This is a genomic window from Novosphingobium sp. SG751A (assembly GCF_013149295.1).
In the GTDB taxonomy this organism is placed as follows: Bacteria; Pseudomonadota; Alphaproteobacteria; order Sphingomonadales; family Sphingomonadaceae; genus Novosphingobium.
The window spans coordinates 350374-370661 of the sequence record NZ_JABGCB010000001.1 but is presented as its reverse complement, the minus strand read 5'-3'; the positions used below and the strand labels follow the sequence as shown (position 1 = coordinate 370661).

21 protein-coding genes and 1 tRNA gene are annotated in these 20288 nt (G+C 62.9%); 18 read left to right on the top strand and 4 right to left on the bottom strand.

Annotated features, from left to right (window positions below):
- Positions 1-59: 59 nt before the first annotated feature.
- The 18 genes from uppS (at position 60) to FHW96_RS01925 (ending at position 16511) form a co-directional block, all read left to right on the top strand.
- Complete coding sequence (uppS, locus tag FHW96_RS02010) at positions 60-704, top strand: polyprenyl diphosphate synthase (protein ID WP_172338984.1); 645 nt, start codon at positions 60-62, stop codon at positions 702-704.
- Positions 691-1437: a phosphatidate cytidylyltransferase gene (locus FHW96_RS02005; protein ID WP_253950679.1), complete on the top strand. Its 747-nt coding sequence runs from the start codon at positions 691-693 to the stop codon at positions 1435-1437. The genes uppS and FHW96_RS02005 overlap by 14 nt, the downstream gene beginning before the upstream one ends.
- Positions 1438-1452: 15 nt before the next feature.
- Positions 1453-2607, top strand: coding sequence for a 1-deoxy-D-xylulose-5-phosphate reductoisomerase (locus FHW96_RS02000; protein ID WP_172338983.1), 1155 nt, complete (start codon positions 1453-1455; stop codon positions 2605-2607).
- A 3-nt stretch (positions 2608-2610) separates the two neighbouring features.
- Complete coding sequence (gene rseP, locus FHW96_RS01995) at positions 2611-3732, top strand: RIP metalloprotease RseP (protein ID WP_246404333.1); 1122 nt, start codon at positions 2611-2613, stop codon at positions 3730-3732.
- Positions 3733-4019: 287 nt separating this feature from the next.
- Positions 4020-6755 (top strand): outer membrane protein assembly factor BamA, encoded by a 2736-nt coding sequence (bamA, locus tag FHW96_RS01990; RefSeq protein ID WP_172338867.1) that lies wholly within the window; start codon positions 4020-4022, stop codon positions 6753-6755.
- Positions 6755-7435, top strand: coding sequence for an OmpH family outer membrane protein (locus FHW96_RS01985; RefSeq protein WP_172338866.1), 681 nt, complete (start codon positions 6755-6757; stop codon positions 7433-7435). Before bamA ends, FHW96_RS01985 begins: the two co-directional genes overlap by 1 nt.
- A 21-nt stretch (positions 7436-7456) precedes the next feature.
- Positions 7457-7936 carry a 3-hydroxyacyl-ACP dehydratase FabZ gene (gene fabZ / locus FHW96_RS01980; RefSeq protein ID WP_172338865.1) on the top strand — a complete coding sequence of 160 codons (480 nt, stop codon included), beginning with the start codon at positions 7457-7459 and terminating at the stop codon, positions 7934-7936.
- Positions 7937-8026: 90 nt separating this feature from the next.
- Positions 8027-8260 (top strand): 50S ribosomal protein L31, encoded by a 234-nt coding sequence (gene rpmE / locus FHW96_RS01975; RefSeq protein ID WP_172338864.1) that lies wholly within the window; start codon positions 8027-8029, stop codon positions 8258-8260.
- A gap of 196 nt (positions 8261-8456) precedes the next feature.
- Positions 8457-8533 (top strand) — tRNA-His (locus FHW96_RS01970).
- Positions 8534-8719: 186 nt separating this feature from the next.
- Positions 8720-9478, top strand: coding sequence for a heme ABC transporter permease CcmC (ccmC, locus tag FHW96_RS01965; protein WP_172338863.1), 759 nt, complete (start codon positions 8720-8722; stop codon positions 9476-9478).
- Positions 9478-9618: a hypothetical protein gene (locus tag FHW96_RS01960; protein ID WP_172338862.1), complete on the top strand. Its 141-nt coding sequence runs from the start codon at positions 9478-9480 to the stop codon at positions 9616-9618. Before ccmC ends, FHW96_RS01960 begins: the two co-directional genes overlap by 1 nt.
- Positions 9619-10065 carry a cytochrome c maturation protein CcmE gene (gene ccmE / locus FHW96_RS01955; RefSeq protein ID WP_172338861.1) on the top strand — a complete coding sequence of 149 codons (447 nt, stop codon included), beginning with the start codon at positions 9619-9621 and terminating at the stop codon, positions 10063-10065.
- Between the two features lie 12 nt (positions 10066-10077).
- Positions 10078-12057: a cytochrome c-type biogenesis CcmF C-terminal domain-containing protein gene (locus tag FHW96_RS01950; RefSeq protein ID WP_172338860.1), complete on the top strand. Its 1980-nt coding sequence runs from the start codon at positions 10078-10080 to the stop codon at positions 12055-12057.
- The gene (locus tag FHW96_RS01945) at positions 12054-12605 is read left to right on the top strand and encodes a DsbE family thiol:disulfide interchange protein (protein WP_172338859.1); all 552 of its coding nucleotides are present in this window, start codon (positions 12054-12056) and stop codon (positions 12603-12605) included. The genes FHW96_RS01950 and FHW96_RS01945 overlap by 4 nt, the downstream gene beginning before the upstream one ends.
- A complete protein-coding gene (locus FHW96_RS01940) occupies positions 12605-13024 on the top strand; it encodes a cytochrome c-type biogenesis protein (protein WP_172338858.1) in 420 nt (139 codons plus the stop codon). Before FHW96_RS01945 ends, FHW96_RS01940 begins: the two co-directional genes overlap by 1 nt.
- Positions 13021-13728: a tetratricopeptide repeat protein gene (locus FHW96_RS01935; RefSeq protein WP_216650732.1), complete on the top strand. Its 708-nt coding sequence runs from the start codon at positions 13021-13023 to the stop codon at positions 13726-13728. Before FHW96_RS01940 ends, FHW96_RS01935 begins: the two co-directional genes overlap by 4 nt.
- A gap of 104 nt (positions 13729-13832) precedes the next feature.
- Entirely contained in the window at positions 13833-15755 is a 1923-nt protein-coding gene (locus FHW96_RS01930) for a potassium transporter Kup (protein ID WP_371815607.1), read from the top strand.
- Positions 15756-15890: 135 nt separating this feature from the next.
- Positions 15891-16511 (top strand): superoxide dismutase, encoded by a 621-nt coding sequence (locus FHW96_RS01925; protein WP_172338857.1) that lies wholly within the window; start codon positions 15891-15893, stop codon positions 16509-16511.
- Positions 16512-16731: 220 nt separating this feature from the next.
- On the opposite strand, the gene FHW96_RS01920 is transcribed toward FHW96_RS01925, so the two are convergent.
- The 4 genes from FHW96_RS01920 to dapF are packed head-to-tail and all read right to left on the bottom strand — an operon-like array spanning position 16732 to position 20271.
- Positions 16732-17367, bottom strand: coding sequence for an inner membrane-spanning protein YciB (locus FHW96_RS01920; protein WP_172338856.1), 636 nt, complete (start codon positions 17365-17367; stop codon positions 16732-16734).
- Positions 17364-18293, bottom strand: a complete 930-nt coding sequence (gene ftsY, locus FHW96_RS01915) for a signal recognition particle-docking protein FtsY (protein ID WP_172338855.1) — start codon at positions 18291-18293, stop codon at positions 17364-17366. Before ftsY ends, FHW96_RS01920 begins: the two co-directional genes overlap by 4 nt.
- Positions 18290-19462 carry a tRNA (N(6)-L-threonylcarbamoyladenosine(37)-C(2))-methylthiotransferase MtaB gene (gene mtaB / locus FHW96_RS01910; protein WP_172338854.1) on the bottom strand — a complete coding sequence of 391 codons (1173 nt, stop codon included), beginning with the start codon at positions 19460-19462 and terminating at the stop codon, positions 18290-18292. The genes ftsY and mtaB overlap by 4 nt, the downstream gene beginning before the upstream one ends.
- Entirely contained in the window at positions 19459-20271 is an 813-nt protein-coding gene (gene dapF / locus FHW96_RS01905; protein WP_172338853.1) for a diaminopimelate epimerase, read from the bottom strand. The genes mtaB and dapF overlap by 4 nt, the downstream gene beginning before the upstream one ends.
- Between the last annotated feature and the right edge of the window lie 17 nt (positions 20272-20288).

Below are 20288 nucleotides of genomic sequence, written 5' to 3'. Positions count from 1 at the left end.
CTGCGGTACTTCCTGCTTCTGGCGGACCCGAACACGGTGTCCGCCACGTGGCCATCATCATGGATGGGAATGGCCGCTGGGCCAAGAAGCGCCATTTGCCTCGCGTGCTGGGGCATCAACGCGGGGTCGAGGCGGTGCGCCGCCTGATCCGCGGGGTGCGCGGCATGGGGCTGGAGGCGGTCACGCTTTATGCGTTTTCGTCGGAAAACTGGCGCCGCCCGGAACAGGAAGTGTCGGACCTGATGGGGCTGCTCAAGCGCTTTATCATCAGCGATATCGACGAGATTGCTGCCAACGGCGTTCGTTTGAAAATTATTGGTGATTACAAGGCTTTGTCAGCAGACATTGTCGATCTGCTTGAAGGTGCGATGGCGCGCACTGCGGGCAATTGCGAGCTGACACTGGCCATTGCGCTCAATTACGGCAGCCAGCAGGAGATCGCCCGCGCGGCCGCTGCGGCGGCGATCAAGGGGGAAATCACGGCGGAGGCCATCGAGGCCGAACTCGACACGGCCTGCCTGCCGCCGCTCGATCTGGTGGTGCGCACCAGCGGCGAGGTGCGCCTGTCGAACTTCCTGCTGTGGCAGGCCGCCTATGCCGAAATGTGGTTCACCGATGTGCTGTGGCCCGATTTCACGCCCGACCATCTGGCCCACGCGCTTGGCGCCTTTGGTCAGCGGGAGCGTCGCTTTGGCGGCCGCTGAAGGCGAGGGGGCTGCGGCTCCCAAGAAAAACTCTGATCTTAAGGCGCGCACGCTTTCGGCCATCGTGATGGTGGCGGTCGCGGGCGGAGCGCTCTGGCTGGGCGGGATTGCATGGACGGTCTTCGTGCTGCTGGTCGCTACGGGCGTCTTGTGGGAGTGGAGCAAGCTCTCGCGCGCTATTGCGGCAAGCCATTGGGCGCGGCTCATCTGGCTGGCGGCGGGCGTGGCCTATGTCGGGCTGGCGGGCGAGATGCTGATCGTGCTGCGGGCCGAGGATACCGTGTCGGTGCTGATGCCGGTGCTGGCGGTGATCGCGACCGATATTGGCGCCTATTTTGCCGGGCGCACCTTTGGCGGGCCAAAGATCGCGCCGAAAATCAGCCCCAGCAAGACGTGGAGCGGGCTTGCAGGCGGGGCCATTGGCGCTGGTCTGGCGCTGGCCGGGCTTCAGGCCTATGCGCATTGGCGCGCCGTCAGCGCGATGGCGGCGCTGCATATTCCGGTTGCCGCTGCGCCTTTCGCCATTAACTGGCTGGAGGTTGCGGTGAGCGGCCTGCTGGTCGCCATCATCGCCCAAACCGGCGACTTTTTCGAAAGCTGGATGAAGCGCCGCGCGGGGGTCAAGGACTCCGGCCATCTCATTCCGGGCCATGGCGGGCTGTTCGACAGGGTTGACGGTTTGCTCGCGGTGCTGTTCGTTGCCGGGATGCTCGGCGCAATAGGAAGATTCTAAGTGCGATCCATTTCCGTGCGATCAATATCCGTTTTGGGCGCCACCGGTTCGATCGGCGCCTCCACGCTGGATCTGATCCGGCGCAATCGCGAGGAGTGGCGCGTTGTCGCGTTGACGGCCAATGGCAATGCGCAGGCGCTGGCGGCGCTGGCGCGGGAGTTCGAGGCCGAGGTGGCGGTTTGTGCCGATCATGCCGCGCTGCCCGCGCTGAGCGAGGCTTTGGCCGGGACCGGTATTGAGGCTATGGCGGGGGCGGGTGCTCTGGTCGACGCCGCGCGGCGTCCGGCTGATATTGTGATGGCCTCGATTGTCGGTTGCGCCGGATTGGCCCCCACGATGGCCGCGATTGAGCAGGGCCGCACCGTGGCGCTGGCCAATAAGGAAGCGCTGGTTTCGGCGGGCGAGTTGATGATCGCGGCGGTGGCCAAGCATGGCACTACGCTGCTGCCGGTTGATTCCGAGCATAATGCGATCTTTCAATGCCTGTCGGGCAACAAGACCCGCCACGTCCGCTGGATCACGCTGACGGCCAGCGGCGGCCCGTTCCGCGACTGGAGCCTTGAGCAATTGCAGAGCGCCACCCCGGCCCAGGCGATCAAGCATCCCAACTGGAGCATGGGCGCCAAGATCAGCGTCGATTCGGCCAGCATGATGAACAAGGGGCTGGAGTTCATCGAGGCCTATCACCTGTTCCCGGTGGGGCTGGATCGGTTGCGCATCATCGTCCATCCCCAATCGATCATCCATTCGATGGTGGAATATCACGACGGTTCAACGCTGGCGCAATTGGGGCCGTCCGACATGCGCGTGCCGATTGCCTCGTGCCTGGCATGGCCGGAGCGGATGGAGACGCCGCTGTCGAGCCAGCTCGATCTGGCCGCGATTGGCGAATTGACCTTCCGCGCGCCCGATGAAAAGCGTTTTCCCGCAACAAGGCTGGCGCGGCAGGCGGCCCATGCCGGAGGCGGCATTCCGGCGGTGCTGAACGCGGCCAATGAAGTGGCGGTCGATGCTTTCCTCAACGGCCGGATCGGCTTTACCCGCATTCCCGCGATGGTCGAGGATGTGCTGAGCGCCTATGCGCCGCCGCCTCCGGCTGCTATTGAAGAGGTGCATGAGGTGGATGCGCAGGCCCGCCGCCGCGCCGCCGCCTTGCTGGAGATGGCCTGAACCATGGCGCAGCCGACGATTTTGATGACGATCCTTGCCTTTGCCCTGCTGCTGGGGCCGCTGGTGCTGGTGCATGAGCTGGGCCACTATCTGGTTGGCCGCTGGTGCGGGGTGAGGGTGGTGGCCTTTTCCATTGGTTTTGGCCGGGAAATCGCGGGCTGGACGGATCGACAAGGCACGCGCTGGCGGCTCTCGATGCTGCCTTTGGGCGGCTATGTTCAGTTCGCAGGCGACATGAACCCTGCCTCGGCGGGGGTGGACAAGATCCCGCTCGACATCAAGGAACGCGAGGGCTGGTTCCATTTCAAACCCCTGTGGCAGCGCTTCCTGATCGTGCTGGCGGGCCCGGCGACCAATCTGATCGTGGCGGTGTTGATTTTTGCCGCTTTCAATATGGCCTATGGGCGCCTGACCGTGCCCGCCGTGGTGGGGCGCTTTGGCGAAAATTCCGCCGCGCAGGCTGCTGGTGTGCAGTTGGGCGACCGGATCGTGGCCATCGACGGTAAGGCGATTTCCGGGTTTGAGCAGATCCCCGATGCGGTGAAACCTTTTCCGGGCGAAACCGTGCAATTGCAGATCGAGCGTTCGGGCCATCGCCTGACGATCCCGGTCACGCTGGCCTCCGAAATGATGAAAGACGGGTTGGGCAACAGCGCGCGGATCGGGCGTCTTGGCGTCGGGCGGCCGCTGGGCGATACAGAGGTGATCCATATCCGGATGGGTGTGGTCGATTCCTTTGTGACGGCGGGCGATCAGTCGCTCCATCTGATGGGCCTGATTGCCACGGGTTTGAAGCAGATCGTGACAGGCCAGCGCAGCGTGCGCGAGATGAGCGGCCCGATCAAAATGGCGCAATATTCGGGCCAGACCCTGCAAATGGGCTGGTTGCCGTTTGTGTCCTTTGCTGCTTTCATTTCAATTAATTTGGCATTCATCAATCTGCTGCCAATCCCGGCGCTGGATGGTGGACATCTGGCATTTTATCTGGCCGAGGCGGTGCGGCGCAAACCTTTGGATGCGAAGAGCCAGGAATGGGCGTTTCGCACCGGGATTGCCTTCGTGCTGGCGTTGATGGTGTTCGTCACGATCAACGATCTGGTGCCGGCGGATTTGTTCGGCCTTTAACGGGGCGGTTTTGACCGGCCCGCTTTTGGCCGGACGGCGCAAGATGCCTTGAAAGCTGGGCCCGCATCGGGCAGAGGGCGCATGACGCGCAAAAGGGATGCTGTTTCGGCCGGTTCGTCCGGTCCATGAAACGGGCAAACACGGGGACCGTGCAGCTGGCCGCCGGATGGTGGCCGATTGTCGGGGGCGCATTAACCGGTCGGGTGACCGACGGTTGCTAATGGATGGGAAGTACCGTGTCGAAGATGGATCGGAATATGGCTTTCGGGCAGGCAAATACGGATAAGATGACTCGCCTGGGCCAGATCGGCATGGCCTTGCTGGGCACGACGATCTTGGCGGGCGCGCCCCAGATGGCAAGCGCGGCCGAGCGTCCGGCGCAAAAGTCCGCCGCTGCGGCCACTGCTGCTGCTCCGGCGGCCAAGCCTGCTGCCACTCCTGCGGCAACCCCCGCGATTGCCGCCCAGCCGGTGGCGACGGTTGCGGCCGAGCCGATCCTGTCGCTTACGGTTGAGGGCGCGCAGCGTCTCGAACCCGATACGGTCCTGTCCTATATCCAGATGCGCGCGGGCCAGCCCTATAGCGAGGCCGCCGCCGACCAGGCGCTCAAGGATCTGTACGCCACCGAATTGTTCGCCGACGTTTCGGTGCGCAACGATGCCGGGCGCGTGGTGATTACGGTTAAGGAAAACCCGGTCATCAACCGCATCGTGCTTGAGGGCAACAAGCACCTCAAGGAAGACAAGATCAATCCGGAAATCAAGCTGGCCCCGCGCCAGATCTTTACCCGGTCCAAGGTTCGCGCGGACGTGTCGCGCATTATCGAGCTTTACAAGCGTCAGGGCCGCTTCGCCGCGACGGTGGAGCCCAAGATGGTGCGGCTGGACCAGAACCGCGTCGATATCGTCTTTGAAATCAACGAAGGCCCCAAGTCGAAGGTTCGCCAGATCAACGTGATCGGCAATGACCATTTCAGCATCAAGGAAATTGAAGCTGCGATGATCACCAAGACCGCACGGCCTTTGCATATCTTCCGCTCGAACACCTCCTATGACCCGGACAAGCTGGCCTATGACCAGCAGAAACTGCGCCAGTTCTATCTGACGCAGGGCTATGCCGATTTCCGCGTGGTCTCGGCCGTGGCCGAACTGACGCCCAACAAGCGCGACTTCATCATCACCTATGTGGTGGAAGAAGGGCAGCGCTATAAGTTTGGCGATGTGAAGGTCGAAAGCCAGCTTCGCGACTTTGACGGTGCGCAGTTGGCCAAGCAATTGCCGATGAAGAAGGGCCAGTGGTACAACGCCAAGCTGGTCGAAGACACGATCGACAAGATGAACGAGACGGTCGGCGTGTTCGGCTATGCCTTTGCCGACGCGCGCCCCGATTATCAGCGCGACGCCAAGAATCTGGAAATGGGCGTTACCTTCAACCTTCAGGAAGCGCCGCGCGTTTATGTCGAGCGGATCGACGTGAACGGCAACACGCTGACGCAGGACAAGGTGGTGCGCCGCGAATTCCGTCTGGCCGAGGGCGATGCGTTCAACTCGGTGCAGGTGAAGCGTTCGACCAACCGTATCAAGAGCCTTGGCTATTTCCAGGAAAAGTTCGAGGTCAAGCAGGTCAACGGATCGGCGCGCGACCGCATCATTCTGGAAGCCAACGTCGAAGAAAAGCCGACCGGCGAATTGCAGCTCTCGGCCGGTTACTCCAGCCTTGAAAGCTTCATTTTCCAGGCATCGATCCGCCAGAACAACTTCCGCGGGCGCGGTCAGACGATCGGCCTGTCGGGCTCGGTCTCGCGCTATTCCAAGAGCCTCGTGCTGTCCTTTACCGAACCCTATCTGATGGACAAGAATGTCTCGATGGGTGTCGATATCTACCGCCGCGACTATAATAACTACAATTATTACAGCAGCAACACCTCGACCACCTACAGCAACTCGACCATCGGTTTTCAGGCTCGCCTTGGTTTCCCGGTGACCGAATATATGTCGCTGGTTGGTCGTTACACGTTGAACTATGACAATGTGTCGCTGTCCAAGTCGCAGTTTTACACGGTGAATTCTTCCGGCGTTAATGCTTGTAACCCGCTGCTCGCGGGCCGCTATCTTTGCGATGCGGAAGGCAAGCGCCTTTCCTCGATTGTCGGCGCTTCGCTGATCTATGACAATCTGGACAATCGCGTGCGCCCGACGCGCGGCCGTTCGGGCTCGCTGGGCGTGGATTTCGCCGGGCTTGGCGGTGATGTGCGCTATGCGCGCCTGCGCGCCAATGCCTCGCAATTCTATCCGCTGGGCAAGGGCTTCATCTTCTCGATGAAGGGCGAAGCGGGCGCGATCAAGGCGCTCAGCAGCCGTAATGTGGCCGGGGTGGATGACGTCTATCTGACCGACCGCTTCTATCTTGGCGAACCGCAGATGCGCGGCTTCGACATTCGCGGCATCGGTCCGCGCGTGGTGCGCAAGCCTTATACGACCGACAGCACCGGGGCCTATGTCCTGACCACGGACAAGAATTCCTGGACTCAGGACGCGGTCGGCGGCAAGTATTACTATCTGTTCCACGCCGAGGTCGAAATTCCGCTGGGTTCGGGCGCCAAGGAAATGGGCATCCGTCCCTCGATCTTCCTTGATGCGGGCGCGGTTTGGGGCATCACCAAGCCCACGCTTCAGGATTCGACGGCGATCTGCGGCTATGTGGGCTGCTCGATCTTTGTGCCGACCCGCGATACCACCGGTAATGCGCTGTATTATCAGACCAACACCGATGGCAGCGTGGTCACCACGACCAACAAGACCAACACCGCGACGGGCGCCGCCAACACCGCAATTGGCAGCAATATCAGTCCGTTCAAGGAATTCTATTACGGCGACAGCCCGCGTCCGCGTATCGCGATCGGCGTTGGCTTTAACTGGAATTCGCCCTTCGGCCCGTTCCGCATCGACATTGCCAAGTCGCTGCTGCACGAAGAGGGCGACGACACCAAGACCTTCCAATTCAACGTGGGAACGCAGTTCTGATGAAAACTTTTGCCAAGATTATCGCTCTGGCCGCGCTGGCTGGTATTTCGCAGGCTGCCATGGCTGCTCCGGCTGCCAAGCCCGCTGCGGCGGCTGCTCCGGCAGCGTCGGCAAGCGCCGGCGTCAACGGCGTGGCTGTGGCCAACCTCGACGCTGTCGTCGCCAATTCGCTGGCCTTCAAGAAGGCGCAGGCTGATCGCGAAGTGACCTACAAGGCGCAGCTTGACGCCGCCAAGTCGAAGGAAGCCGCACTCAACGCCCAGATCAAGCCGATCGTGGACAAGTTCCAGAAGGATCGCGCGGCGCCCGGCGCTAATGTGAACGCTCTTGCTGCCGCTGCTCAGCAGCAGGTTCAGCAGATTCAGGAGCAGGGCAAGGCCGAGATCGAAAAGATTGTCGAACCGGTTCGCCTGTCGGACGCCTATGTGCTTGAGCAGATCATGGAAAAGCGTGCCGCTGCCGTGCAGAGCGCGATGAGCAAGGCCGGCGTTACGCTGCTGCTCAACCCCGAAGCGATTCTGGCCGCGACCAACGCTTACAACCTCAACCAGCAGATCCTGACCGAGCTGAACACCTCGCTGCCGTCGGTTCAGATCGTGCCGCCCGCTGGCTGGCAGCCGCGCGAAGCTCGCGAAGCCGCCGCTCAGCAGCAGCAGGCTCCGGCCAACGAGAGCCGCTAAGGAAAGAGTGAGGGGGATAGGATGAGCGACGATACTGCCGCAGCCGCGGCGCCGCTGACATATGACATTCGCAAGGTTCTGGCGGCGCTGCCTCATCGTTACCCCTTGCTTCTGGTGGATCGGGTTGCCGCGCTGAACATTGGCGAGGACATCCACGCGGTGAAGGCCGTCTCGTTCAACGAGGCGTTCTTTCAGGGCCATTTCCCCGGCCGCCCGATCATGCCCGGCGTGCTTCAGATCGAGGCGCTGGCGCAGGCGGCGGCCATTCTGGCCATCGAGACTCTGGAACTGGCCGGCAGCAACAAGCTGGTCTATTTCATGAGCATCGAGGACGCCAAGTTCCGTGCTCCTGTCGAGCCGGGCGTACTGCTCGATCTCAAGGTGGGCTTTATCCAGAAGCGCGCGCGCGTGTGCAAATTCTGGGGCAAGGCGGAAATTGACGGCAAGGTGACCTGCGAGGTTAACTTTACCGCGATGATCGCCGATCCGCCCAAGGATTGATTCAACTGGACAAGCAAGCGGCGCGCGTCTATGCGCGCCGCTTCTCATTCAGGCCGGTCGGAACCGGCCGTTTTTGCGAAAGTGAATGCCATGGCCAAGGCTAACATCCATCCCGACTACCACTTCATCAACGTGCAGATGACCGACGGTACCGTTTTCCAGACCCGTTCGACCTACGGCAAGGAAGGCGACACGCTGGCTCTGGACATCGACCCGACCTCGCACCCGGCATGGACCGGCGGTAACGCCCGTCTGCTGGATCAGGGCGGCCGCGTGGCGCAGTTCAACAAGCGCTTTGGCGGGCTTTCGCTTACCAAGAAGTAAGCGTTTTACGGGGCGCGGCGGGCCTGCACCGGCCTGTCGCGCGCCTGCTCTGTCATATGGCATGAGCGAAAATGGCGGGTGTGGGAAAAATTTTTCACGAAAAGTGAAAATAACTCTTTCCATCTCCGCCAAGCTGGTGCAAAGGGCCGCTCCCGGCAGGGACGGCGCGGTTGAAAAACCCCGCAAAAATAGAGTGGCGATTATAGCTCAGTTGGTTAGAGCGCCGGTTTGTGGTACCGGAGGTCGAGGGTTCGAACCCCTTTAATCGCCCCATTTTTCTAAAGCAGCAGCGGCCTCAACGGGCCGCTTTTTTATTGCCCTTTCTGCTTTTTATCGGCCTTCCTATACGCGTAAAAACCATGGTGCTGGTCCCATGGCCCCCTTGCCGCGCGCGATGCGGCCTGCCAAAGCAATGGCGCGCGCCGAAAGGGTCGGCGCTTTTGCGGTTATTGATCGGTCATGCACGGTTTTGCCAATCCCGCCCGTTTCCTGCGTATTGCCCGCTGGGCCACGCCGCTCTGTCTGTTGCTGGGGCTGGCGCTGGCCACATGGGCGCTGGTGTGGGGCGTGTTCTTTGCCCCCGCCGATACGCTTCAGGGCGATACGGTGCGAATCGTTTACCTGCATGTGCCCACCGCCTGGCTGGGCATGGGCGGGTGGAGCGCGATAGCGATCGCCAGCTTTACAGAAATCGTCTGGCGCCACCCGCTGGCCGGGATTGCGGCGCGGGCCGTGGCGCTGCCGGGCGCGGTGTTTACCGCGCTGTGTCTGATCACAGGCTCGATCTGGGGACGTCCGGCTTGGGGCACATGGTGGGTGTGGGATGGGCGGCTGACCTCGATGCTGGTGCTGCTGTTCCTCTATTTCGGCTATATGGCGCTCGACGCCGCCGCGCGAGGCAGCCAGCAGGCGGGGCAGGGGCAGAGCCGCATCACCGCCATTTTCGGCCTTGTGGGGGCCGTTAACATCCCGGTGATCCATTATTCGGTCACCTGGTGGAACAGCCTGCACCAGCCGCCCAGCATCACCATGGGCAAATCAGCCATGGCGGCCGATTTCCTCGTGCCGTTGCTGATCGCCACGGTCGGTTTCTCGCTGATCTTTGGCGGGATCGTGATGGCGCGGATGCGCACCATTCTGGCCGATGAACAGGCTGAGGCGCGGCTTCGTCGTAAAGCGATGCGGGCGCAGGCTCCGGGCGCCGGGGAGGCTTGGTAATGACCGAGACATTTGACCAATGGCAATTCGTGATCGCCGCCTATGCATTAGGGGGCGCGACAACATTGGGTCTTGCGGCCTATAGCTGGCTGGCGATGCGCCGGGCCGAGGCGCGCCGCGATAAAGTTCGAGAGGGTTAAATGGCGGTTCGGGCCAAACATCAACGTCTGGTTTTGCTGGGCATCGCGCTGGTCGCGCTGATCGGGGCGGGTTTGCTGGCAACGTGGGCGCTGCGCAGCCAGGCCAGCTATTTCTATGTGCCCGCCGATATGGCCGCCAATCCGCCGGAATCGGATCGCGCCGTGCGCCTTGGCGGCATGGTCGAACGCGGCAGCATGAAGAATGCGGCCGATGGCGTGACCGTCAACTTCATCGTTTCGGATGGCAAGGCGCGCATTCCGGTGCGCTTCGCCGGCATCCGCCCCGCGCTGTTCGTCGAGGGCAGCGGCGTTGTGGCCGAGGGCAAGCTGGGCCGCGACGGGACTTTCGTGGCCGACAATCTGCTGGCCAAGCACGATGAGAAGTACGTGCCGCGCGAGATGAAAGATATGCAGCAGGCTCGCAAGGCCATCGAAAACACCAAATGAGGATTTCCCCCCGTGCTTCCTGAAATCGGTTTGGGCCTGTTGTGGCTGGCGGCGGCACTGGCCGGTCTGCAATTGCTGGCGGGCGGATTGTCGCTGAGCGCCAATGGCGGCGGCATGGCGGGCATCGTGCGCCCGGTGGCGATCGTGCAGGGTGTTTTGGCCGCGGCGGCGATGGGCATCCTGATCTGGCTGTTCGTGCAGACCGATCTGTCGGTCAAGCTGGTGGCGGAAAACAGCCATTCGGCAAAACCGCTGATGTACAAGATCGCGGGCACTTGGGGCAATCACGAGGGCTCGATGCTGCTCTGGGTGACGGTGATGGGGCTGGGCGGGGCGTTTGTCGCCGCCGTTGAGCGCCGGTTGCCCGAACCCACGATGATGGCGACGCTGGCGGGGCAGGCTTTTGTCAGCCTTGGCTTCTATGCCTTCCTGCTGTTCGCCTCCAATCCCTTTGCGCGGCTCTATCCGGTGCCGGAGGATGGCAATGGGCTTAACCCGCTGCTGCAAGACCCCGGCCTCGCGTTCCATCCGCCCACGCTTTATCTGGGCTATGTCGGGCTTTCGATCGCCTTCTCCTTTGCCATCGGCGCGTTGATCACGCGGCAGGTCGGGCCCGATTTCGCCCGCGCGATGCGGCCCTGGGTGCTGGGCGCGTGGATCTTTCTGACCGTGGGTATCACGGCGGGCAGCTATTGGGCCTATTACGTGCTGGGCTGGGGCGGCTGGTGGTTCTGGGACCCGGTTGAGAACGCCTCGCTGATGCCTTGGCTGGCGGCGACGGCTCTGCTGCATAGTTGCAGTGTTCTGGCCGCGCGCAATGCGTTGCGGGCGTGGACGGTGATGCTGGGCGTGGTGGCCTTCTCCATGTCGATGGTGGGTACCTTCCTTGTGCGTTCGGGCATTCTGACCTCGGTTCATGCCTTTGCGGTCGATCCGCGCCGGGGCGGGTTCATTCTGGCCTTGCTGGCGATCTATATCGGCGGGGCCTTGTTGCTCTTCGCCCTGCGCGCCGCTACCGTGACCGAGGGCGAACGCTTTGCCATCACTAGCCGCGAGGGCGCGCTGGTGTTCAACAATGTCATGCTTTCCTCGATTCTTGGCATCACGCTGATCGGCACGCTCTATCCGCTGTTTACCGAGGCGATGGGGACCAAGGTTTCGGTCGGCCCGCCCTATTTCACGCCGGTTTCGGCGATGTTTGCGGTGCCGATGTTTGTCGTGCTGCTGTTCGGGCCGATGCTGCGCTGGCGACGGGACAAGTTTTCGCGCGTTTCGGGCGTGCTGGCGCTGCCGCTGGTGGTGGCCCTGATCGCGGGGGGTTGGGCCTTTGCGGTGGGCGTGCGCCATGTGTTGCCGCTGCTGGGGCTGGCGCTGGGGCCTGCGCTGGTGGTGGCCAGTGTGCTGCCGCTGCGTGGCCGTTCGGTGCTGCGTGCGCCCCTCAGCCTGTGGGGCATGGTGATTGCCCATGCCGGGATCGGCGTGGCGCTGTTCGGCATGGCGTCCGACAGTGCGTTTACGGTTGAAAAGCTGGTCGCCGCCAAGGTGGGCGAGGTCCAGCAGGTCGGCCCGTGGAGCATTAAGCTGGCCGAGGTGGCCCCGATTGCCGGGCAGAACTGGACCGCGATGGAAGGCGTACTGAAGGCGCGCTATGACGGCGGGGCCGAGGTCACCTTGCGCCCGCAATCGCGCACTTTCTGGGCCCCGCTCCAGACCAATGCGGTTTCGGCGCTGAAAGGTCGCTGGAATGGTCAGCTTTATACGGTGCTGGGAGATGAGACGGTGTCGGACAAGGGCGAGAGCCGTTGGCAATTGCGCCTCTGGTGGAAGCCCTATGTGCCGCTGATCTGGATCGGGGGCCTGTTGGTGGCGCTGGGTGGTGGTCTGGCTTTGCTCAGCCGCGTGGCGCAGGATTTGAAGCGCCGTCTGGCGCGGGCCAAGGGCGGTCATCGGCGCGATGAAGTGGCGGCTTTGGCCAAGGGAGATGCGGCATGAGCAAGGACAATCCCGCCAAGGCCCCGCGCTGGGCGCTGTGGCTGCCTTTGGCGCTGTTTGCCGGTTTTGTGGTGCTGGTGGTGGTCGGGCTGGTCAAGCCCAAGAACACCGATATTGCCAGCCAGATGGTGGGTAAGCCTTTGCCCGCCTTTACCCTGCGCGCGGCGGCCGATGAGCGGCCTGGTCTGGCCACGGGTGATTTTCAGACCGGCAAGCCGCAATTGCTGAATATCTTTGCCAGCTGGTGCATTCCCTGTCGCGCTGAGGCGCCGGTGCTGGATGAATTGCGCCGTCAGGGCGTGACGATCAACGCCATCGCCATCCGCGATCATAAGGCCGATCTGGCGGCATTTTTGGGCCAGTACGGCAATCCCTATGCGCGGATCGGCGCGGATGACGTCTCGGCGGTGCAATTGGCGATCGGTTCGAGCGGCGTGCCCGAAACCTTCGTCATCGATGGCAAGGGCGTGATCCGTTACCAGCATATCGGCGACATTCGGCCTGAGCAGATCCCTGACATCCTGCGCCTGTTGAAGGAGGCGCAGTGATGATTCGCACGCTTTTTGCCGCTTTGGTGTTGATGTTGGCAGGGCCTGTCTGGGCCGATGATTCGATGCCGCCTGCGCCTTGGGCCTATCGTCAGTTGCCCGACCCCGCGCAGGAGGCCAAGGCCAAGGCGCTGATGGAAACGCTGCGCTGTCTGGTCTGTCAGAGCCAGTCGATTGCCGATTCTGACGCCTCGATTGCGGGCGACATGCGCTCGCAGGTGCGCGAGCGCATCGCCGCGGGCGAGGACCCGGAGGCGATCCGCGCCTGGCTGATCCAACGTTATGGCGATTATGTCAGCTATGAGCCGCGCGTCAGCGCCGCGACATGGCCGCTGTTTGCCGCGCCTCTGCTGCTGCTGGCGCTGGCGGCGTTTTTGCTGCGCAAAAGGTTTACCAGCGGAACGGAGACTGAGGCATGACCTGGGTGGTTTTGATCGCGCTGGTGGTGCTGGTGCTGGCGGTTTTGCTGTGGCTGATGCGGCGGCGGCGTGAGGGCTGGGAGGCGGTGGCCGCAGCGCTGATGGTCGGTCTTGCCGGCTATGCGTTGCAAGGCCAGCCCGCGATGCCCTCGGCCATGAAGGCGCCGAGCAATCCGGCGGCGGGCAATGGCAAGGCTTTGGTCGAGGAGCGGCAGAAGCTGTCGGGGCAGGACCCGACCAAGAATCGCTGGATCGTACCGGGCGATGCGCTGGCGATGCATGGCCAATATGCCGAGGCGGCTACGGTTTTGCGCGGGGCGGTCGAGGCCGATCCCAAGAATGGCGATGCGTGGCTGGCGATTGCCAATGCGCTGGTCAGCCATGCCGAGGGCAATATTTCGCCCGCCGCGCTCTATGCCTTCCGTCAGGCGCAGAATGCCGATCCCAAGGCGCCGGGGCCGTCCTTCTTTCTTGGACTGGCGATGGCGCGGGCGGGGCGTTTTGACGAAACGCGCAGCCTCTGGGCCGATCTGGTGGCCAAGGCGCCCGCCGATGCACCGTGGCGCGATGATATTGCCATGCGTTTGAAGCGCTTGGACGAATTGATGGCGATGCTGCGCCAGCGCGCGCAGGCTGAGGCCGCCGCCCCGCAAGGCGCGCCGATGGCGCCCCCCATGGCCGCCCCAATGGCAGCGCCGCAATAAGCGGTTGGGCAGCGCGGCGGGATGCAAACGGCTGTTGCCGGGGCATTGCCGCGCTGCTAATCGCCGGGCCTTGCCGCTTTTCGCGGCGACTCAGGGGCATAGGCATGATGCAGCCAGTGGCGCAGCCGGGCGAGACCGATAAGGTCGAACACTCTACCACCCATCACGGATCACATGGCGGCCTGCCCAAGCTGGCGCTGGGGGCGATGGGCGTGGTGTTTGGCGACATCGGCACCAGCCCGCTTTACGCGATGCGCGACACTTTTGCCGGGCATCACCGCCTGCCGCTCGACCAATTGCATGTTTACGGCATCATCAGCCTGATGTTCTGGTCGATGATGGTGATTGTGACGTTGAAATATGTCTCAATTATCATGCGCGCGGATAACCGAGGCGAGGGCGGGTCGCTGGCCCTGCTGGCTTTGGTCAATCAGCATATTTCGGGCAAGCGCTGGTCGGCGGGTATCGTGCTGCTGGGCGTGTTTGCCACTTCGCTGTTCTATGGCGATTCGATGATTACGCCCGCCGTGTCGGTGATGGGTGCGATTGAGGGGCTGGCCGTTTACGAACCGGGGATGCATGGCGCGGTCGTGCCGATGGTGGTGGTGATCCTGATCGGCCTGTTTCTGATCCAGAGCCGCGGCACGGCCAAGGTTGCGGCCTTTTTTGGCCCGGTCATGCTGGTCTATTTCGCGGTGATCGCGGTCTTGGGCGTGATGAGCATTCTGGAGCATCCCGGCGTGATCGCCGCGCTTTCGCCCCATTTTGCCGCCGCCATGTTTGTGGCCGATCCGATGCGCGGATTTCTGGCGATGGGTTCGGCGGTGCTGGCCGTGACGGGCGCCGAGGCGCTTTATGCCGATATGGGCCACTTTGGGCGTCCGCCGATTCGCCTGTCGTGGCTGGCCATCGTGCTGCCTTCGCTGGTGCTCAATTATCTGGGGCAGGCATCGCTGCTGGTGCGTGTGGGCGCGCCCGCTCTGGCCAGCCCGTTCTATTTCCTCGCGCCCGAATGGTTTCAGTGGCCCTTGCTGGGTCTGGCCAGTCTGGCCGCGATCATTGCGTCGCAGGCGGTCATCACCGGCGCTTTTTCGGTGACGCAGCAGGCGATCCAGCTGGGCTTTATCCCGCGCATGTCGATCAAATACACCAGCGTGAACGCCGGGCAGATCTATATTCCGGTCATCAACTGGGCGCTGATGATCGCGGTGATCCTGCTGGTGTTTGTGTTCAAGGAAAGCTCGAACCTGACGGCGGCCTATGGCATCGCGGTGACGGGCGCGATGATGATCGACAATTTCCTGCTGGCGGTGATGCTGTTTGTGGTGTGGAAATGGGCCAAGTGGCTGGCGATCCCCTTGCTGGTGGTCTTTACGCTGCTCGATTTCGGTTATCTCTCGGCCAATCTGACGAAGATCCCCGATGGCGGCTGGGTGCCGCTGGTGATGGGCCTGGCGATTTTCACCCTGCTCACCACATGGTCCAAGGGGCGCGCGCTGATGCGGGCCAGTATGGCCGAGGGCACGATCCCGTTTGAGGTCTTCGCCAAGAGCGCCCATTCCAGCGCGCAGCGCGTGGCGGGCACGGCGATCTTCATGTCATCGACGCGGGGCGGGGTGCCTTCGGCGCTGCTGCATAATATCAAGCATAACAAGGTGCTGCATGAACGCGTGGTGGTGCTGACCATCGCCATTCAGGACGTGCCGGTGCTGGAGGACGGCGAGCGGATCGAACTTAAAAACTTCGGTCAGGGCTTCTACAAGATGGCGATCAAGTTCGGCTTTCTTGAGGATACCGATGTGCCCGCCGCGCTCAAGGGTGTGACGCTGGACGGCGTGCCGATCGACATGATGAAGACCAGCTTCTTCCTCTCGCGCCAGACTTTGATCGCCTCGTCCAAGCCGGGCATGGCGATCTGGCGCGAAAAGCTGTTTGCATGGATGATGCGCAATGCGGCATCCGCGATGGAATTCTTCCGCCTGCCCGTCAACCGCGTGGTCGAACTGGGCAGCCAGGTCGAGATCTAAATAGAGGGGCGGGAAGGGTAAAACTTTCCCGCCCTACAGATTTTTTCGCTCTGCACGGTGGTCGATCCGCGCTTTGATACCCATATGACGCCACAACCCCGGGGCCGGGGATTCGCGATAACACAGGAGAAAGTCATGGCCTTCACTCTTCCCGAACTGCCCTATGCCAAGGACGCCTTTGGCACGGTCCTCTCGGCCGAAACCTTTGATTATCACCATGGCAAGCATCACAATGCCTATGTCACGCAGGCCAACGACCAGATCAAGGGCACCGATCTGGAAGGCAAGAGCCTGCTCGAAGTGATCGCGGCCGCCAAGGCTGCGGGCAACAAGAAGCTGTTCAACGCTTCGGCCCAGATCTGGAACCACACGTTCTATTGGCTGGGCCTGTCGCCGGAAAAGACCGCTCCTTCGGCCGAACTGCTGGCCAAGATCGACGCCGATCTGGGCGGCCTCGACGCGTTTAAGGCCGCGATCAAGGCTGAAAGCGCTGGCCATTTCGCCAGCGGCTGGGGCTGGCTGGTGTTGGAAGACGGCAAGCTCAAGGTGACGAGCTATCACGACGCCGACACCCCCGTCGCCTATGAAGGCGTGAAGCCGCTCTTCACGCTCGACGTTTGGGAACACGCCTATTACGTCGATTATCGTAACCTGCGCCCCAGCTACCTCGACGCGCTGCTCGACCATGTGAACTGGGCGTTTGTCGAAGCCAACCTCGATGGCGAAGGCGCCGCCCGCGCGGATCAGCAGGGTTGATCTATTCGCTTCGCGATTGATTTTTGCAGGGGGACTTGTCCCCCTGCACCCCCATTATGGGGTTTGGGATGGTCCTGAGGCTTTGCGCTTTGGGGCTATTTTTATGAAAAAGTCTGCGGCGCCGATTGAGTGCGCCGCAGGCTTTTATTTTTCAACGCCGCGTCCGACATGCAAGGTCGAACAGACATTAACGGGAGCGCGATGGACCAGTCCCTCGCATTCAATCTTCCTTGGAATCCTCCTCCGCCCCTAACCCATGCTTCAACAGCATCGGCATCTGGGCAAAGGTGAACAGGAAGGACAGCGGCATAAACAGCCAGATCTTCATCGCCAACCAAGTGTCGAAATTGTGATTCGCCTGATTGTAGAAGTGGCGCAGCACCTCATTCAGCACCGCGAGGAACAGGAAGAACCAGCCCCAGTTGCGCGACAGCTTCATCCATCCTTCGTCGGACAGGCCTGCAAAGGCGTCCTCCAGCAGAATTTTGAGCAGTGCATGCCCGCGCATCAACCCGATCAGCAGAGCCAGCCCGCTGGCGACATAGATCGCGGTAGGCTTGATCTGCACCCAAGTGGCGTCATGCAGCAGCACCGTGAGGCCGCCAAAGAACACGACCAGGCCTGAGGAGAGCCACAGCATCGGCCCGATCCGCCCCAGCCTCCATTTCGAAACGACCAGCGCCACCAGCGTTGCGACGATAAACACCACCGTGCTTTTGGTGATGGCCACCACATCACCGATCCCCGCTTCGCCGCCCGCCGGGCGTGATGCGCGATAGGCGAGGAAAAAGGCCAGCATCGGCCCATAATCGATGACGATATTGAGCCAGCCCGACTTCTTCTTCGTCGCGCTCATGCCGCAACCCCGGCGATCACGCGGGCCACAAGGTCCGGGTCAAACGGGCGCAGGTCGTCGATGGTTTCGCCCACGCCAATGGCATGGATCGGCAGGCCATATTGCTCGGCCGCCGCCACCAGCACGCCGCCGCGCGCGGTGCCGTCCAGCTTGGTCATCACCAAGCCGGTCACCCCGGCCACCTCGCGGAACACCTCGATCTGGGCCAAAGCGTTCTGGCCGTTGGTGGCGTCCAGCACCAGCACGACATCATGCGGCGCTGCCGGGTTCAAACGGCCCAGAACGCGGCGGATCTTGGCCAGCTCATCCATCAATTCGCGCTTGTTCTGCAAGCGCCCGGCGGTGTCCACGATCAGCGCGTCAGTGCCCTTGTCGGTCGCGGCTTTCACCGCGTCGAACACCACGCTGGCCGGATCGCCGCCCTCGGGACCTTTGATGATCGGCACGCCCAAGCGATCCGCCCAGACGCCCAACTGCCCGATGGCCGCTGCGCGGAAGGTGTCGCCTGCGGCCAGCATCACCGCATAATCCTGTTCCTGAAACAGATGGGCCAGCTTGGCGATGGTCGTGGTCTTGCCGCTGCCGTTGACGCCGATGACCAACACGACATGCGGGCGCGGAAAGGCGGTGACGTCCAGCGGCTTGGCCACCGGGCGCAGGATCGCGGCGATTTCCTCGGCCACGGCGGCGCGGATGGCGGTTTCATCGACGCCATTGTCAAACCGCGTGGCGGCCAGACGCTCGCGAATGCGGGCCGCCGCGCGCGGGCCAAGGTCGGACAGGATCAGCGCGTCTTCAAGGTCATCCAACTGATCCTCGGTCAGGCGCGCGGCCCCGCCCAGCAGACCGGCGATATTGCCCGTCAGCCGGTCGCTCGTTTTGGCAAAACCGCCCAACAGGCGCTCGGACCAACTATCGGCACTCATGCCAGCATTCCTTCGATCAAACATGTGGGTGTGATGGTGATGACGGCCCCGCGCTGCGCACCGGCAGGCGCGCGAATGGAGGCGAAATTTTCCGCATGGCCCGTCCCGTCGCGTTCGACCAGAATCGTCTGGGGCCGCCCGATCAGGCTTTCCTGCCATGCATGACGCTGGGCCGCGACCGCTTCGCGCAGGGCGGCGGCGCGGGAGAGCACGACCTCGCGGGCCACCTGCGGCATACGCGCGGCGGGCGTGCCGGGGCGTGGGGAATAGGGGAAGATATGGCCATGGACGATGGCCAGTTCGGCAATGATCGACAGGTTGGCCTGATGGGCGGCCTCATCCTCGGTCGGGAAACCGGCGATGATGTCGGCGCCGATCGCCATATCCGGGCGCAAGGCCTTCAACCGCGCCACCAGATCCAGCGCATCGGCCCGGCTGTGGCGGCGTTTCATGCGCTTCAGGATCAGATCGTCGCCATGTTGCAGCGAAAGATGCAGATGGGGCATCAGCCGCGCTTCCCCGGCCAGCAGGTCGAACAATTCAGGATCGATCTCCACCCCATCGACCGATGACAGACGCAGGCGCGCCAGTTCGGGCACTTCGCGCAGGATCTCGGCCACCAGGGCCCCCAGACGCAGCCCGAAATCCTGACCCCAGGAGGTGAGGTCCACCCCCGTCAGCACCACTTCGCCCACGCCGCCCGCGACATGTTCGCGCACTTCGGCCACGACATCGGCCGGCAGGCGCGAGCGTGACGGCCCGCGCCCCTGCGGTATGATGCAGAAGGTACAGGCATGATCGCAGCCATTCTGTACCGCGACAAAGGCCCGCGTATGGCCCACCGAGCGCGCCGCCACCGGGGCCAGATCGGGCACATTCCACGCCCGCGCATCCAGCTTTGCCGCATTGGCGATCAAGCCGTCCACCTCAGGCATGGCGGCAATTGCCTCACGCTCGATCTCGGCGGCGCAGCCCGTCACCATCAGGCGCGCATCGGGGCTGTTGCGGCGCGCGCGGCGGATGGCTTGCCGCGTCTGGCGCAGCGCCTCGGCCGTCACGGCGCAGGAATTGATGACCACCAGATCGGTTTCACCCGCCAGCATCGCCTGCATCCGCTCGCTTTCGGCCAGATTCATCCGGCAGCCCAGAGAGACGACCTCAACGCTCATGCGAGATAGTCAGAAAGCTCGAAGCTGCCGCGAAAGGCCTCGGTGGCCGGGCCGGTCATGATGATCCGGTTATCCGCGCCCCATTCGATCACCAGCGTGCCGCCCGGCAGCGTGACCTCGACGCGGCGGTCCACAAGGCCCCGACGCATGGCGCTCACCGCCGTGGCGCAGGCCCCGGTGCCGCAGGCAAGGGTAATGCCCGAGCCGCGCTCCCACACGCGCAGGCGGATGGCGCTGCGCGAGACAATCGTGGCGACATTGACGTTGATGCGCTCAGGGAAGAGCGGGTCATGCTCGATGATCGGGCCAATGCGGGCCAGATCGACGGCGTCGGTGTCGGGGGTGAAAAAGATCACATGCGGATTGCCGACGTTGACCGCCGTGGGGTCCTGCAAATCTTCCCAGCCGACAGGCATGGTCAGCGTATCCATGGCAAAGCCCAAGGGAATCGCATCCCAGTCAAAGCGCGGTACGCCCATATCGACACTGATCCCGGCATCGCTCGGCTCGGTGGTCAGGATGCCGCCCTGCGTTTCGATCCGGGCGGGGCGGCCATGCAGCAGGCCGACCGCGCGACTGGCATTGCCGCAGGCGCCGCTTTCGCTGCCGTCCGCATTGAAAAACCGCATCCGGAAATCGGCCACATCCGACCCGTCCAGCACAACCAGTTGGTCACAGCCGATGCCGGTGTGGCGGTTGGCCAGCGCGGCGGCCAGCGAGGTGGTGATTTCGGGCAAGGCTTCGCCGCGCCCATCAAGGACGACGAAGTCATTGCCCAGCCCGTGCATCTTGACAAAACCTATGCGCATGGGCCGCGCTCTATGCC

Coding starts and splice junctions, on each gene's coding strand:
- FHW96_RS01940 (WP_172338858.1), top strand. CDS start 12,605: ATGATTCGCACGCTTTTTGCCGCTTTGGTGTTGATGTTGGCAGGGCCT.
- rseP (WP_246404333.1), top strand. CDS start 2,611: ATGGCGCAGCCGACGATTTTGATGACGATCCTTGCCTTTGCCCTGCTG.
- ftsY (WP_172338855.1), bottom strand. CDS start 18,293: ATGAGTGCCGATAGTTGGTCCGAGCGCCTGTTGGGCGGTTTTGCCAAA.
- FHW96_RS01930 (WP_371815607.1), top strand. CDS start 13,833: ATGATGCAGCCAGTGGCGCAGCCGGGCGAGACCGATAAGGTCGAACAC.
- uppS (WP_172338984.1), top strand. CDS start 60: ATGGATGGGAATGGCCGCTGGGCCAAGAAGCGCCATTTGCCTCGCGTG.
- bamA (WP_172338867.1), top strand. CDS start 4,020: ATGACTCGCCTGGGCCAGATCGGCATGGCCTTGCTGGGCACGACGATC.
- fabZ (WP_172338865.1), top strand. CDS start 7,457: ATGAGCGACGATACTGCCGCAGCCGCGGCGCCGCTGACATATGACATT.
- mtaB (WP_172338854.1), bottom strand. CDS start 19,462: ATGAGCGTTGAGGTCGTCTCTCTGGGCTGCCGGATGAATCTGGCCGAA.
- FHW96_RS01960 (WP_172338862.1), top strand. CDS start 9,478: ATGACCGAGACATTTGACCAATGGCAATTCGTGATCGCCGCCTATGCA.
- FHW96_RS01925 (WP_172338857.1), top strand. CDS start 15,891: ATGGCCTTCACTCTTCCCGAACTGCCCTATGCCAAGGACGCCTTTGGC.
- ccmC (WP_172338863.1), top strand. CDS start 8,720: ATGCACGGTTTTGCCAATCCCGCCCGTTTCCTGCGTATTGCCCGCTGG.
- FHW96_RS01920 (WP_172338856.1), bottom strand. CDS start 17,367: ATGAGCGCGACGAAGAAGAAGTCGGGCTGGCTCAATATCGTCATCGAT.
- FHW96_RS01945 (WP_172338859.1), top strand. CDS start 12,054: ATGAGCAAGGACAATCCCGCCAAGGCCCCGCGCTGGGCGCTGTGGCTG.
- ccmE (WP_172338861.1), top strand. CDS start 9,619: ATGGCGGTTCGGGCCAAACATCAACGTCTGGTTTTGCTGGGCATCGCG.
- dapF (WP_172338853.1), bottom strand. CDS start 20,271: ATGCGCATAGGTTTTGTCAAGATGCACGGGCTGGGCAATGACTTCGTC.
- FHW96_RS01935 (WP_216650732.1), top strand. CDS start 13,021: ATGACCTGGGTGGTTTTGATCGCGCTGGTGGTGCTGGTGCTGGCGGTT.
- FHW96_RS01985 (WP_172338866.1), top strand. CDS start 6,755: ATGAAAACTTTTGCCAAGATTATCGCTCTGGCCGCGCTGGCTGGTATT.
- rpmE (WP_172338864.1), top strand. CDS start 8,027: ATGGCCAAGGCTAACATCCATCCCGACTACCACTTCATCAACGTGCAG.